Raw genomic sequence first — 15,120 nt, forward strand, 5'->3', positions numbered from 1 at the left:
TTTTTCAGTTAGCGCCACTCCACGCCGATGGGGTCGGTGGGGTCACTTTCGCGTTTGTCGGGTTGAACGGCTACCAGGGTGTAGAAATAGGCAATACCGGGGGTGGCTTCGCGGTCGATGTACTCGGTCTGGCGTCCCGGCAAGGTGCCAATTAGCCGGGGGCGGTCGGTTTTGTCGGTGTAGCGATATACCACAATTTTGTCCAGGTTCCGATCCAGCGGCTCATCCCACGCTATGCGAACGCCCTGATTGACAGCCAGTACTTTAATGCCGCGCAACGGAAGCACCGGCGACAACGGTCGAAAATACTCACTGGTGGCCGTGCTGAAGGCACTTTCTTTGGCATCGGTCCGGTACGCCTTGATCCGGTACGAATACCGCCGGCCCGGCTGCACGGTCGTATCGGCGTAGGCGTTGCGGGCGCGATCCTTCGGCGTCTGGCGATACAGCAACGTTTCTTTCTGGTTGGTTTCGACGCGATAAACCGCATACCCCGCGATGTAAGGATCGATTTCTTTCATATTATCCCACACCACCAGCACGCCTTTTTCCTGCCGCAAAACCACCGGATTGAACGGCGTCGCCACGCGGTCGGGCAGGCGCATGGACGTATGCACTTCGTTGCTTTTGGGGCCGACATGGTAGCTGGTATTCAAAGCCGCTACGGCCCAGCGGTAACTCACTCCGATGGGCAGGTTTTTGGTCGGAATGGCAAAATGAATCACCGAATCCCGTGTTTCGATCAGGCCCGAATAGGGTTGTAAAGGCGTGCCGGGGCCGGTCGAGTTGTAGAGGTAATAGCCGCGTGTGTCGAAATCAGCGCGTTGCCAGCTAAACCGCAGGGTATCATTGCCTTCACTCACCCGCAGAAACGAAGGCGAAACGACCGCCGGGCGATAGGCTTTCACCATGCCCGACACAATCACCGATGCCGCCATCTGGCCGTAGGTGCCGTTGGGCCGGAGCTGGTAGTAATAGCTTTCGACGGGTTCGACCCGGTTATCGAGAAAAACCGTGTCGGCAGGCTGGGCCGAGCCGATGCGGGCATAACCGTCGTCGTAGCGGGTGCTGCGCCAGATTTCCACCGATCGCAGGTCGTTGGTACTCGACAACTGCCACGAAAGCCGGATGGCGCCGTTTTTTTCGTCGCTGGTGGCTTTCAATGCCGCAATGACGGGCAGGGCTTCTCCATCGCGCAGGTTGGTAATCGTCAGCGTATCAGACGGTTGGCCTTCGTTGCCCAACAGGTCGATGGGAATGACGACATACTGATAAATCATTTTCCGGCGCGCGTCGCGGTCGACAAAAAAAGCGAACGTGCTGTCTTTCTTTCCTTTCGTAAATCCCCAATCCGCGCCGATTTCGGCAAAGTCGGTCTGGGCGTAGGTCGCCCGCATCACCCGCATGCCGCCCAGCGTTGGAACGGTTTTTTTGAGCAGATACGTAATGCGTACGGAACGTCCGTCGGCCTCGTGGTGCAGCGACCGGGCCGTGGTGGCCAGCCGCCCGCGCCGGGTTTGGGCATCCGGCACGGTTGCGGTTCGTGTGGTGCGAATGGGGGCGTCGGCGGGTAAATCGGCCAGCCGAATCCGGTAATCGTACCGACGCCCGGCAACGACCGCCGTGTCCAGATAGCCCACACCGAGGGCTTCCAGAATTTGCGGGTGCTGCCCGAACGCAAACAGCGAATCGGTGGTGGGAGCCGCCGAGAATTGCCGGAACAAGCGGGTAGCCAGCGTATCGGAAGGTAAATCGTAAAGCGGATTTTTGGGCGCAATCAGCATCAACCGCATTTTCAGGTCGCTGGCCGAGCGGGGGGCATCGTCGTTGGTATACACCCGCTCCCACTCGCGGGTGCCCGCTTCGAGCCGTTCCAGCGCAAAACGCGGGCCGTGCAAAAGCCGGTCAACCTGGACAAATACCCCATACCGCCCCGACTGAATCTGCGGGTACTGCGCCCGCGCTGACAGGCTGAACAGGGTCGATAGCAACAGAATGATAAGGCGCGTTTTCATTGATTGGTTGAAACAGATTGACATCCTTTCTTCTCTTCACACGAATTGAAATCACAGCTGAATTTGGGGGCAGACACGCTGGCACCTCCGCCGATGGTGTACGATAGATTGGGCATGTTCATTCCCAGACAAAAGCCAATGGTTTGATCGACGGAATAGGAATCGATGCCGAGATCGACGTTGAGTCGGGCGTTGAAATTTGCCGACATTTTCATGTCAGCCGCCATCGATACGGTGGAGCCATTCAGGTTCAGGGCAAACTGCGATGCCCCGTCGACGTCGATTGAGCCGGATGCCGACACGTTCAGTACCTGGCCGTAGGCGTAGTAATGAACGCCCGCACCCAGACCCGTTCCGAACGTAAAGCCACCGCCGGACTGGTAATTGGCGAAAGCGTAGCCGTCAACGTAGGCATTCAGGCCCATTTTGACCTCACCCACGCCGAAACTTTGCTGGTACGTAAAGTTGTCGATGACAGGAATCGGCAACTGGCCGTTCACGAAAACCCCTTTGAAACCCGTTCCAAAGGCGCAGGGTAGTGATTTTCGGTGGGTGTTGCTGAACAGAACAGATTCCGCATCCTTGAATTCCGGGCTGTCGTAGTAGCCCAGCATCAGGCCCGCCGTCATCGTCACGGGAATGATCAGCGGCACATTTTCAACCGTAGCCGATGCCACGAGGTAAAAGCCTTTGGGGTCGATCCGGACCTGCGCCACGCCTTTCTGAACCCGCATGGTGGGCGGCAGCGGCATATTGGGCGGTAACGTCACCGTGCCGGTAAAGCGGCTGTTGGGCATGTCGTACTCCAGGCTCATGCCCGGAAAACCGCCTTCGCCACCAATCCCGTCGGCTTTGATTTTTTGATTTTCGGCCCGGATCGACCCGTAATTGGTAAACGTCAACCGGTTCTCTTCTTTCTCGGGAATCATCGTGTAGCCCTGCGGAATCCCCGAAAAGGTGAGCAGATCCCACTGGCCGCTTTTAACGGGCTGGTAGCACTGCACCGACCCGAAGGATTTCCCTCCTAACTCAATTTTCAGCGGTTTGTAATTGGCCTTGACGAAAGCCTGAACAGGCAGCGACTCCACTTTTTTGGAATCGTTGAGGTCGATGGTGACGTCGTGGGTGATGTAGGTAAATCCGCCGTCCTGGATTGAATGAACCAGCACGACTCCCCCATTTTTTACATTGTCGGTTTGGCCCAGTTTGAGCTTGCCCGGTTCTTCCACCATGCCCCGAATCGCCATGATCTTGTCGCCGAAATAGAAAGCGGTTTTCTGAGCGCCATCCGGCGCCACGTCCTGCCCGGCCACAAACCGCACCTGCCCTTTGGTATCGACGGTATAACCGCCCGGCACGATGGTTTTGAGCGTAACGGGGCCGGTTCCGCCCGGTTTGTAATACGTCAGCCGCACCGGAATATCTTTCGGCGCGTTCGGAATGGTGGTGGACATCCCGGCGTCGAAGGAGAAATAATCAGGACCGGTTTCGATGGTTTTGGGCCGGACGGTCATCACGCCCCCGTAGTAATTTACCAACTGGCTGCTGGCGCCGAACGAAAATACGTCCTCCCCGTTGTCGAGCAGCGAAATGGTTTCAAAAGTCAGGTCACTGCTCAATCCCGGCAGTTTGGAAGCCGCCGAAAGCACTCCCGCCTGTTTATTGCCGTCGGGCACCACCACCAGCGCCCAGTGGCCTTTCAGATCGCTGCCCGTGGCCTGGTCGTAACCGAAAAAGGCTTTTCCGCCGAGGTTAATCTGGGCAATGCCCGCCAGATCGAGGGTGTTGGTGGGCTTCGCATCGAGTTTGAAAAAGTCGGCGCGGAGGTTGAAAAGCGAAATCGGCATATCGACTTTACCGGTTTTTACCACGCCTTCCGTGGCATAAAAACCGCCCTGTTTGTAGTCGAGAACCCAGTTGCGAACCTCGACGCTCCATTTTCCGGCGAGGGTAAACGTGAGCGGAGTCTGGCCCGATTTGGCATCTACCGTGTTATTTTTCAACACCAGGTCGCCTACGTTCACCGTCAGGCTGCTGGGAATGGCGTCTTTGAGGTGACAGGTCAGCGTGGGACTCAGGTGAATTTCGTCGCCCATCAGGCGTGAACCTTCCAGGCTGCTGGTGGCTTTGAACGCCAGCAGTTCCAGCTCGATCGGTTTGCCGTCTTTGCTGCAAATACCGAAATCGGTCCGTTTTTTGGTGCCGGTGCCCGAGTCGAAAGCCACCACGATGGGGCGCGTTCCGGGTTGCCCGGCGGTTTTGGGGTCGTAAAGGAAAAACTGGCCTTTCTGATACTTGAGCAGGTTTTCCGAGAATTTAAACGAATTGTCGATGACCTGCGCCTGCGCCATAATCACCCCCGACGAGCCTTCGGATTTGACGATTTGAAAATTCCCACCCGAAAATACGTTATCGAAGGCGGTTAAGCGGATGTTATACAGCGGAACGTCGCCGGATTTGTAGAGCTTGCTGTAATACCCCAGATTATCCAGGATTCCCGTTTTCAGCGGAACGTTCACGGTCGTCGGTTCGCCTACTTTCGGGTCGCTGGCGCTGGGTTTGAAGATGACGTTTTCGAACCGAACCCGCAAATCAGGATCGAGAATGGCGAATGGCCCCAGATGCGGACTGCTCAGATCGACCTCGCCCGAAACCCGGACGGTGCCGTTGGGCAGGGCCGTCAGGGTTTCCACCTTGATCGGAAAGCCCCAGATGGTGGCAATCTTGAATTTATCGAAGGAGGTCAGCGTCAGTTTCAGCGACGCATTGGGGGCTTGCGGCACTGGATAGTTCTTCTCGGTAGCGCCCGCGTAGCTCTCGCCCGCAACGACCATGATTAGCGGCTTTCCGTCCGGGCCGGTCGACGCTGATTTGCTTCCTTCTTCGCGGTAGGTAGCCTGAATGGTAACGTCTTTCAGTTGTTTGCCAACCGCCAGCGTAAACGAACCGCCGGGTCCCGAAGTTGTGCTGTATGGCGTCTGGGTGTTGGAACCGCCCGCTACGAAAACTTCGGCACCGACTAGCGGTTTTTCTTTATTATCGGCGGTTTTAACCACCACAACCCCTTTGATGAGACTGGCGGGTTCGAGCAAAACCGGTTGTATTTTGGACGATTTCGATTCTACGTTCGTGACCGATTGCGTCTTGGTTACATAGCCGGGAGCCAGGATTTCGACAAACAGGTTTTCGACCGAGACGTTCTTGAATTGGGCATCCAGCAGACCATCTGCATCGCTCGGTCCGAAGACAAAGCCCGCTTCATTGCGTCCGAAAAGCCGTACCGTGCCGCCTTTTATCGGTTTTTTGGCGACATTGTCCAGCAAAAAGAAACTGATCCGGTGGTCGCGCTGGTAGATTTTTACTTCGCCCGCATCGACACTGAGCATTCCTTTGGGGTCGGAAGCGAGCGTGCTGGGCACCGGTTTGGGTAGTTGGCTCACCAGCCGGAATTCATTGAAATAACTGATGTTGACGGGATAAATCTTCAGCGAATCCGCTTTGCTGCTGGGCGCGTAGGCCGCAAAACGCTGAATGTTTTTGTTGACGTTCGACGGAAACGTCTTGAAATAATAGCCGTCATCAATCTGCACGTAAGCTTCCAGCGACGGTTTCGGCTGAACGCCGGGGTTGGCTTCAAACGCGTCCTGATCGACCGTCGAGCCGATGTACCGCGTATTGGGCTGCATCAGAATCCGGTCGATGTACACGTTCTGACCGAGCATCAAATCGCCGAGGTTGATTTTTAATTCCTTTCCCGCCGGCATTTTTACCGTGTCTTTCTTCGCCGGATCATAATACACGTAGCTGTCGAAAATATAACCTTCCTTTTCAATCGTCAGCACGGCATTCTTGCCGGTTGGCAGGTCGGTAAACGAGGCATACCCCGATGGGTCGGACCAGTGACCGGCGATGATTTGTTTGCCGTAGTTGAGGGAAACCTCCGCGGCCCAGATGCCTTTGGTTGGGTTCGTTTTATCCACCACCCGCACATTTACGCTCGGATTTCCGGGTTTGAGGTAGCGCATGATCGGCGCAATGAAACTGTACTTGTATCCGTCGGTGAAGGGCGAATTACCGGTGTATTTCATCAGGGCCCCGGAATTGTTGACGGGACTATCGGCAACCCGCATGGTGGTCCAGGCGCAGTCGATGGCTACGGAACCGATCGTTCCGACGTCTGTTTTATACGTCACCTGCCCTTTGGCAATGGCCTCTTTCAACTGCGCGGCTGACGCGTTTGAATAAGGATGTTCCATGCAATCCGGGTAATATTTTTCCGAAATGAGAATACTTTTCAGACTGGCCATCTCGTAGTTATTCTGACCGGTTTTTCCCGATTGGGTCGCAATCAGGTACGTATCGGCTTCGTCTTTCGCCACCACCAGCCGCGTAAATTTCACGATGCCTTCGGCGTTGGTTTTCGCGGAAGAAACCACCGCATACGTTACGCCATTGAGGGTCATCTTCTCGTTCAAACCCTGGCCTTCGTCTTTGGGTGGTGCCTGGCCGGGCGTCACCGGCAGCGGTCGGCGGAGCACATGAACCGCAATGCCCGACAACGCCTGCTGAATGCCGCTGACCTGCTTTTCGGCTCCGCCCAGACCCGTCGTGTCCGACCGAACCTCGACGGTCAGGCCGTAGCTGCGGACTTTGGACAGCAGCGTGCCGAGATCGTACTGGCCCTGCGGCTGAATGCGCTCCTCCGCCGTGTCGCCAAACTGGCTCGAAGGATGCGTGTAATACGCGTTATCGACCAGCACCTGTAAGGTTCGGACGTAGACATTCTGGTCCGTTCCAAAATCAGCATTGCTCTCGGTAACGGCGTCAAGCGTGCCCAGTTCGAGCGGTTTGGTGAGTTTGACACTGAACGAGAAGTTGCCGTCTTGATCGGTTTCGTCCGTCGCCAGCGTCTGATTCAGGGTTTTATGAAACTCGGTAAATCCGGAAGGAACCTGATTGTAATACAGCGATTTTCCGTTGCTCCTGCGGTAAACGACCTGAAGCCGTACCGTCGTTTTTCCCAGGGGCCGCACATCGGCGCCGTCTTTACCAGGATCGGCAAACTGGTACGTCAATTTCCCTTTGAACGTCACCGTGGGCGCTTCGGTGGTCTGGATGTTGAACGTATAATTTTCGGTGCGGGCCAGCACGGGCGACAGCGCTTCTTTGGGGGCGTTGATCCAGAACGTTTCGGCATCGTCGGGTTTTTGGCCGCAGTCGGGGCAATACACCGCGTATTTATCGAGCGGATTGAAAGCGTACAGCATCTGGTCGATGCTGGCTTTGAACGCATTGCCGTCGGCCTGAAGCGTGGTGATGCCGATGAACGTATACCCGGCCTGTTCAACCTCTTTCTGCAACGCGTCGGTCTGCAACTGGGCCGCAATACCCTCCTTCTTCTTGTCGACATCGGTCTTCACCGGCTCTGAATTAGCCGCTTTTTTCGGGGTATTGATACTGGTGTTAACCGCTGAAATCCCAGTGCCAAGGTTTAGGGTGGTCTGCCCGCCGGACATCGTGTTGTTCTGGGCCGGATTCTGCGCATGCGTAGAACGGTCTATCTGGCCTTCCAGGGGCAGCAGATAGTCGTCGACCTGCTGGTTGGGTTTGCGATACAGCACCAGTCGTTTGCCGCTGAGGGACACATTGGGCGCACCGGGCCAGTCTTTGTAAGCCTGCCGGGCCGTAATGCGCAGTCGATAGCCTTTGGCGGGCATCAGAATGGTTCCGGCATCCAGCGTCCCAACCTGTTCGTGCGAGATGGTGAACGTCTGCTCCGACGGCAGCAAATACATGTTACCGGAAACCACCCGGTACCGCACCTGATAACTGTTGGGCTTGGCCACCGTATCCGTCGGCGTAATTTGCCAGCGGGCCACGGCCACCGTAAACTCGCCGAGGGCGTTGGTTTTGGTATAGCCCATGTTGTTTTCGTAGCCACTTTTTTCGATCCGCTTCAGCACCAGCCAGGTATTGGGCATGAGGTGGCCGCCCCCGTTTTCGCCGGGGTAGCGAAACACTAGCACACCTTTCACATACACCGAGTCAGACTGACTTCCCGAGTTTTTGGTAACCAGTGAAAAACTGCGGGGTTCGGCGGCAATCGGGTGGCTCGACAGGCCGAAGGTTTTGCGTTGCAAAGCCGTCAGACCCACCAGTTCAACTTCGGCGCGGTACGGTTTTCCCGGCAGAAGCGTAGGGGGCAAATCGACTTTTTCAGCACTCAAATACGGCGTTTTTACCTGCCGGTCGAGCACGATCTGGGCGGGTTTGTTCGGTTGAGCCAGTGTTTTAATGAGAACCCGGTAACTGAGATTGGTTTTGGTCAGGTCATAACTCCTGGGCTGCGCTTTTGCCACAATTTTTGAGTCGAAAGGCGATGCTCGGTTTTCGGACAACATCGTTGCCAATGAGCCCGCCATCTCCCAGCTCAGGTAGAGCGGATTGCCGTATCCCAACGGCACCTCCGGCAGCTTTTTGCCTTTGCCTTCGCCCGGTTTTAGAAACGTCAGGTAATGCGGTGGAAAATCGCCAATGGGGTCGCGCAGCATCGGGCCATACCGAAACGCGCAGACCGGACTTTTGCCGTTGTTGAGCAGATTTAGCCGACCGGTTTTGTCCACGGCCTGTACCCGCCAGGCGTAGCGTTTGCCCGGTTTCAGTGGCAGATACTGCGGTCCGTACAGAAACGTACTCGCCAGCAGGTTTTTGATTTCGATGCCCGAAGGCGGCAGTGCAACGGCGTCGATAAACACGTTCGGGTCCACGTTTTCAAGCGGCAATTCCACCACCCGCAGCGTGTAGCTGACCTGAGTGGGCGAAATCCCGGCGGGTGGTGTCCACGTAAAAACCGTGGCCTGGGGCGTTGCGGGCAGTGTTTCCCCATCGCAGAGGGGCGCAATCAGGATGGGCGGCTCGATGGCCCGAACCGGAAATGGGGGCGAACACCCCAGCGGTTCGCCGGCCGACAACTGGCGGCTGGTTGCGTTGTCGAACACCTGCAGACAAAGTTGATACTGGCCGTCGGGCAGCGGTTTTCCCTGATACAACAGGTTCTTATCCAGGCCCTCCACGCTAATCTGGTTGAGGTCGAACAAGCCCTCGAGATCAGGGCGGGTGAGCAGTTTGTTTTCCAGCGGTCCCAGTCGCAGGGGCACCACGGGCCGGAAATTCGGCAGGGTGCGAATGTCCACGCCGTTGTCGCCCGTCACGCTGGCCTGCAACCGGATGTTGACGGGGGTGGCCGTGGTATTGCGCACAAAAATCTGGACCCGGTTTACCGACGTGGCATAGTCCTGAATGTAGGCGCTGTAGGGCGGCAGCACGTTGACCGTCACCTGAACTTGTTGCGCTCTTGCGGTTTCAGGGCTGAATAGGGCGAGACAAAGCAGCCCGAAGATCCCGTATCCGGTGAATAGTTTAGAAAGTGATGCCATAACCTAAAGTGCCCCGAAGTTCGTTGTAGCGTTGTTCGGCAACGCCGGTATTTGAGTTGAGATATGCCATCTGAAACGTAAGATTCTGGCGTTTGCCAAGTTGGTAGCCCGCGTTGGCCGACGCATTGATGATTTGCCCCTGCATCGTTTCCCGGGCCGCTCCCGTCTGCTGATTGATCAGGTAACTGCCGTTGAGCGAGGTGCTGAGTTTGTTGGTCAAAAACGACTTGGTCAGCCCCAGCGTCGGGCCGTAGAAACTCGTTTTCATGCCCTGCGCCAGATTCGCCTGCGTGTAAGACGCGAGGAGATTGGCCCCAAAACCGCTGGTGATGCGCTGGTAGAAATACCCCAGATTCAGGTTTGTGTTGGTATTGTTGGTAAACACCGCCGTGTTCGGATTGAGATCACTCAGTTGCTGGCGGGTTGCCGTCAGGGTGAACAGGTTCAAAACGCGGTCATTCTGAATGGTATAGCGGGTATTGACGGTCGCCGAAAAATTATTCTGGGCCAGCCGGACGGTGTCGATGATGGGCCGGATTCCCGCCTGCTGGCTGATGCCGTAGTTAGACAATTGCAGGTCGATGCCGAAAGCCGTCGCCGGATTGTACGAAGCCACCAGTGAGCCAATTTTTCGACCGGTCCGGGCGTTTTTCGTACGGGCTAGATTGTCGAACTGCACACCGTAGCTGCCGGAGAGCCGAAGCTTCCCCTTCATCAGCGACAGGTTGGGGGCAATGGCGTAGCTCTCGATATCACTCTGAAAATAGTAGGCTCCCATCGTCTGGAAATTCGGGTCGATGCGCTTGTACTGAAGTTTAATTCCCGCGTTTTTCGTCCGGTAGCCGATGGCGGCCTGGGTTGCCTGGGTGACCTGGGTCGACAGCCGGGCCGTCAGGAGTTTACCAAAAAGACGGGTCAACGGCGAATTGCCCTCGGCCGAAACCGGGCTGCTCCGAACATCGCGGGTGTAGGCACTCACGGCACCATCCAGTTCAACCGTAATGTGCTTGATAATCAGCAGACGCGTGGTGACGCCAACCACCAGATTTTCGGCGGGTTTAATGATTTGGGAAGCGGTTTCGGGCACGGCGCCAATGGATGCTGTGTCGTCTTTCGCCCGCAGCATCACCAGATCGACGTAATTACCCGGTTTTCCGTACCCAACTTTCACGGCGTAGCCGGTGCGTTGGTAAGCCGGAATAATATCGGGTTCGGCCAGACTGGTGGAAATGGCTTTGTTAAATCGCCCATAAACCGCTCCCAGCCGCAGCTTGCCGGGATTTACTTCAACCCCTCCGCCCAGAAACGTGTGGCCCGCCAGCGTGAAGGGTGAAAACGAAACATTGCGATACCCGGCGTGAACCGTCGCCCATTTGTAGGTGGGCGATACGCCAAACTGGTTGAAAGGCTGGCGGAAACTGCTGCCCTGATTGCCCAAAACCGCCGAAAAAGGCAGCAAAATACCGCCCGGTAGTGCAACGGTTACCGAACCACTCAGGCCAAATGGAGAAGGCTGGTTGCGGGCGGCAATCCCATTGGCGGTATAAAAGCCGGCGTAAGCGTTGAGGCCGCCCGACACTTTTACCGGGGAGGATTTGGCCGCTGGTAAATCGGTCTGAGCCCAGGCGGGACCACTTAGCCAAAAACCGCAAAGAAGAAGTATAGCTGGACGCATGCGCTGACACCGGTTTGAAAGTAACTTCAACGGTATCAAAGCTACCGATACGCCCCGTGCGCGTCAATCGGATAAATGTATGATAGGGAAACTACGGTAAAGAAACTGTGAAGATAGGTTGCTTATAATCAATTAGTTGATTGAGAGCGGAGAGTGGGACCGGTGATCGATAACGCGTAGTAGTACGCGCGGCTGAGAAACCGGATGCTGAAATTCAGTTGCGAAACAAACCGGTTTTCAAGGCTTTGGCAACGGCTTCCGATTTGGAGTTGACGTGGAGTTTCTCGTAAATATTGACAATGTGCGTCCGCACGGTTCCCATGCTGATGCCGCAGTGGAAAGCAATGAGCTTGTAACTATCGCCTTCCACCAGCCGGTACAGTACTTCATTTTCTTTGTCTGTCAATTGGTATGTAACCGGGGGCGATTTGGGCTGCGGCCGGAACGCTTCGAGAACTTTCAACGCGATGGACGGCGTCATGGCCGCTCCGCCATTCATGACTTCGCGGATGGCATCGATGATTTTATCGGCGGGCGTTTTCTTGAGCAGATACCCGACGGCTCCCGCCGAAATAGCCGCGAAGATGCGCTCCACGTCTTCAAAAACCGTCAGCATCAGGATTTTAGGCAGGGCTAATCCGCTTGCGGTACGTTGTTCGCGAAGGAGTTGAACGGCTTCAATACCAGTACGGCCCGGCATGTCGATGTCCATCAGAATGACGTCGGGCGAATCTCGCTGAACGGCCTGTACGACATCGAGCGCGTTGGCATACAATCCGGTCGAAATCAGATCGTCGGTGGCGTCGAAAATCATCGCGAGGGTTTCGCGCAGGGAGTTATTGTCATCGAAAATGGAAACGCGAATCATGGTCAATGGAACAGTGGGCCGTTAGCAGGTTAACAAATGTAGAGTCGGTATGAAAACCGCACAATCGGATAATTATCCGATGGGGACCGATACGTGCAACTTTGTTCCGGAACCGCTCCCCGATTGCACATTGAGCGTACCCGCCATCGCCCGTGCGCGTTGCTGCATACTGGCTTGTCCCGTTCGTTCCGAAAGCTGGCTGGTGTCAAAACCGCGTCCGTTGTCTTCGATCACGACGTTAAGCTGGTCTTTCTGGTGTTCAAACCGCATGGTGGCCTGCGTCGCTTCCGAGTACTTCACCAGATTATTAATGGCTTCTTTTCCAATCAGATAGAGGTTTCGGCGCACCTCCATCGGGATGGGCAGCGTATCCAGCGTTGGGTCGGCCACCAGCGAAAACTGAATGTTTTTCGACTCCATCAGGGGTTGGGCATATTCCTGGAGCCGCAAGGCGATTCGGTGCAGCGTATCGTTGCTGGGGTTGATGGTCCAGATAATTTCGTCCATCGCTTCCAGAATCTGGCGGGCATCGGTATTGATTTTCTGAACGGCCCGCTCCACCGATTCCGGGCGGTTTTGGGCAATGATGCCGTTTACCATCCCACTCAAGAGCGAAATGCTGCTCAGCGTGCTGCCCACTTCGTCGTGGAGGTCGTGCGCAATCTGCTTGCGGAGTTGCTGGGCTTCCTCCAGCCGCCGGAGCCGCGCCCGGTTGAGAAGCCAGGCCGTTATCATTGCGCCCAACAGCAAAAGCAGGGTGCCGGTTATGAGCAAAGCCGTGGTTTGCAAGCGTTTATTGGTCAGTTCTTCTTCGCGAATTTTGGCCTGCTGATTGAGCAGTTTGATCTGCTGTTCCTTCTTTTCGGTTTTATACTGCGTGATCAATTCCTCCACCTGCCGATTGGTTGCCAGCGTCACCGACGAATCTTTCAGGGCGGCCAACTGCACCTGTTTGTCGTAGGCGAGTTTGTACTCCTTCATGTCGTTGTAAAGCTCCGCCAATCCAGCCGTATAATCGGTAATTTTTTGTTTATTTCCCACTTCATTGGCTAGCGTCAGGGCCTTTCTCATATACTCTTCGGCCGGGCCAAACTGCTTGAGATCCTGATAAATCTGGCCCAGATTAAAAAACGCCGTGCCTAAACCGCCTTTATTTTGCAGCTTCTGCTCAATCGCCAGCGAGCGTTTTACGTAAGGAAGCCCCTCTAACGGGCGATTTGTCAGACGGTAAACCAGTCCCAGATTAACCAGAATATCAGCTTGTAATAATTCAAAGTTAACTTCCTCTGCGTGTTTCAACGCCCGGCGATAGTACGAGATTGATTGGTTGTATTGCTCCAGGAGATCATGCGTGACTCCCAGATTATTTTCAACGATTGCCATCCCCTGAATTTCTTTTCCAGCCTGGCGAATCGCCAGTGCCTGCTGGTAATAGGGCAATGCTTCGCGGGGTTTGCCCAGGTTTCGATAGGCATTTCCAAGCCCTTCGTAAGTTGCTGAAATGCGGGGCCGGAGGTTCTTTTCTTCCTGAAGGCGCAGGGAACGAAGCTGGATTTCTACCACTTTGTCGTACTGCCCCAGCTTGTTATAAGCGGCCGCTACATTGGAGAACGCTCCGCAGGTAAACCGCAACGAAAGAGAATAGGCTTCCGCCACTGATAATGCCTTCTGGAAATACGCCAAAGCCTGCTGCGGCCGATCGGTCAGGAAATAGATGGATGCTATATTTGTGTAGGCTTTGCCTAATCCCAGACCATAGTGAAGGTCAAGTGCCAGTTTTTCGGATACGCGCAGAACGGAATCGGCGCGCTTGTAATTCGGGGTTCCCGTCGAGTGGAGTTCCCGGCCCATTACGTTGAGTGCGATGACGCGGTTTGTATCCAGCGCGGTATGATTTTTCAGATAAACCATCACCGAGTCGAGGGTCTGCGGAACCTGCGCTTCTCCTGAGCGAGTACAAAACCAAAAACAAACAAGCAGATAAACCGTCCTCATTGCTTTGTAGAGTTACCAGCTAATTACTAATTAATTTGTTATCAATCAATAAGCGAGTTACTATGCGGTCATATCCTGATCAAATCCATCTAAAAGGAATAATAGAAAGGTGATTTCTTTGTTTGAATGTACATCTAACAGTGTTAAGCGGCCTGATTGGTATGCGTAGACCTACAATTCAGTAGAATTCAACGCTAAAAATTCCAATTACAAACGGGAAGGATTCTGAAGGAATAAAAAACGCAGTCAAAACCCAAAATCTAACGGTGTTAACTGACAATGAGATAGTTACCGTTTAATTAAATTAGTATACTTGGAGATTATTTCGATTCGATGAAACTATCTTTTATTGGTGCCGGTAATCTGGCCTGGCATTTGGCAATGGCATTTGAAAATGCCGGGCACTTCATTTGTGAAGTCTACAGCCGCGATGAAAAAAACGCCCGGCAGCTTATTTCGATGTTGTATGATGCCCGGTTGACCCCCGATCTGAATTTTGCCGAAAGTGAGTCGGAACTGTTCATTCTGGCCATTCCCGACGATGCCATTGAAGAGGTAACGGTGCAGTTGGTGTTGCCCGAAAATGCTCTGGTGGTTCATACGTCCGGCAGCAAATCATTGGAAATTCTTCGTCGATTACTGGATATTTACAGCGACGTTCCGGTTCGGACAGGCGTTTTCTACCCGCTACAAACCTTCAGCAAGGGCACCAACCCGCTCCGGTTTGAGACCATTCCGCTTTGCATCGAAGCCAGCGACAAGGAGTCGGAAAATCAACTGATTGCACTGGGCCAGGAACTCAGCCAGATTGTGTATCTGGTTAATTCGCACGAGCGAAAGGTGCTGCACGTTGCCGCGGTGTTTGCCTGCAATTTCACGAATTACCTCCTCGGCATTGCCAAAGACTTGACCGATTCGGAAAATCTGGAGTTCGATCTACTGAAACCGCTGATTGAAGAAACCGTTCAGAAGGCGCTCGACGCCCGGCATCCGGCGCTGGTGCAAACTGGCCCGGCCCGACGTAATGATGTGACAACGCTGAGCCTTCATCTGGCCTATTTGTCGGACAAGCCGGAGGTGCTTCAACTTTACCGGATGCTGTCGGATGGAATCCAAAACCGGCGGTAAAAC

General features: G+C 54.8%; 6 protein-coding genes. 1 reads left to right on the forward strand and 5 read right to left on the reverse strand.

Features of this window, described 5'->3' with window-relative positions:
• Nucleotides 1-8: 8 nt before the first annotated feature.
• From EHT87_RS18730 to EHT87_RS18750, 5 genes are all read right to left on the reverse strand, one after another.
• A complete protein-coding gene (locus EHT87_RS18730; RefSeq protein WP_124908200.1) occupies nt 9-2,015 on the reverse strand; it encodes a fibronectin type III domain-containing protein in 2,007 nt (668 codons plus the stop codon).
• A complete protein-coding gene (locus EHT87_RS18735; protein ID WP_124908201.1) occupies nt 2,012-9,451 on the reverse strand; it encodes a hypothetical protein in 7,440 nt (2,479 codons plus the stop codon). Before EHT87_RS18735 ends, EHT87_RS18730 begins: the two co-directional genes overlap by 4 nt.
• Complete coding sequence (locus EHT87_RS18740) at nt 9,435-11,126, reverse strand: hypothetical protein (RefSeq protein WP_124908202.1); 1,692 nt, start codon at nt 11,124-11,126, stop codon at nt 9,435-9,437. The genes EHT87_RS18735 and EHT87_RS18740 overlap by 17 nt, the downstream gene beginning before the upstream one ends.
• A gap of 214 nt (nt 11,127-11,340) precedes the next feature.
• A complete protein-coding gene (locus tag EHT87_RS18745; RefSeq protein WP_124908203.1) occupies nt 11,341-11,994 on the reverse strand; it encodes a response regulator transcription factor in 654 nt (217 codons plus the stop codon).
• 72 nt (nt 11,995-12,066) lie between these two features.
• Nucleotides 12,067-13,905, reverse strand: a complete 1,839-nt coding sequence (locus EHT87_RS18750) for a tetratricopeptide repeat-containing sensor histidine kinase (protein ID WP_229321176.1) — start codon at nt 13,903-13,905, stop codon at nt 12,067-12,069.
• Nucleotides 13,906-14,322: 417 nt separating this feature from the next.
• Between EHT87_RS18750 and EHT87_RS18755 the strand changes: the two genes are divergently transcribed.
• A complete protein-coding gene (locus EHT87_RS18755) occupies nt 14,323-15,117 on the forward strand; it encodes a Rossmann-like and DUF2520 domain-containing protein (RefSeq protein WP_124908205.1) in 795 nt (264 codons plus the stop codon).
• The last annotated feature ends 3 nt before the right edge of the window (nt 15,118-15,120 follow it).

It is taken from the genome of Larkinella knui (assembly GCF_003858645.1).
Classification (GTDB): domain Bacteria; phylum Bacteroidota; class Bacteroidia; order Cytophagales; family Spirosomataceae; genus Larkinella; species Larkinella knui.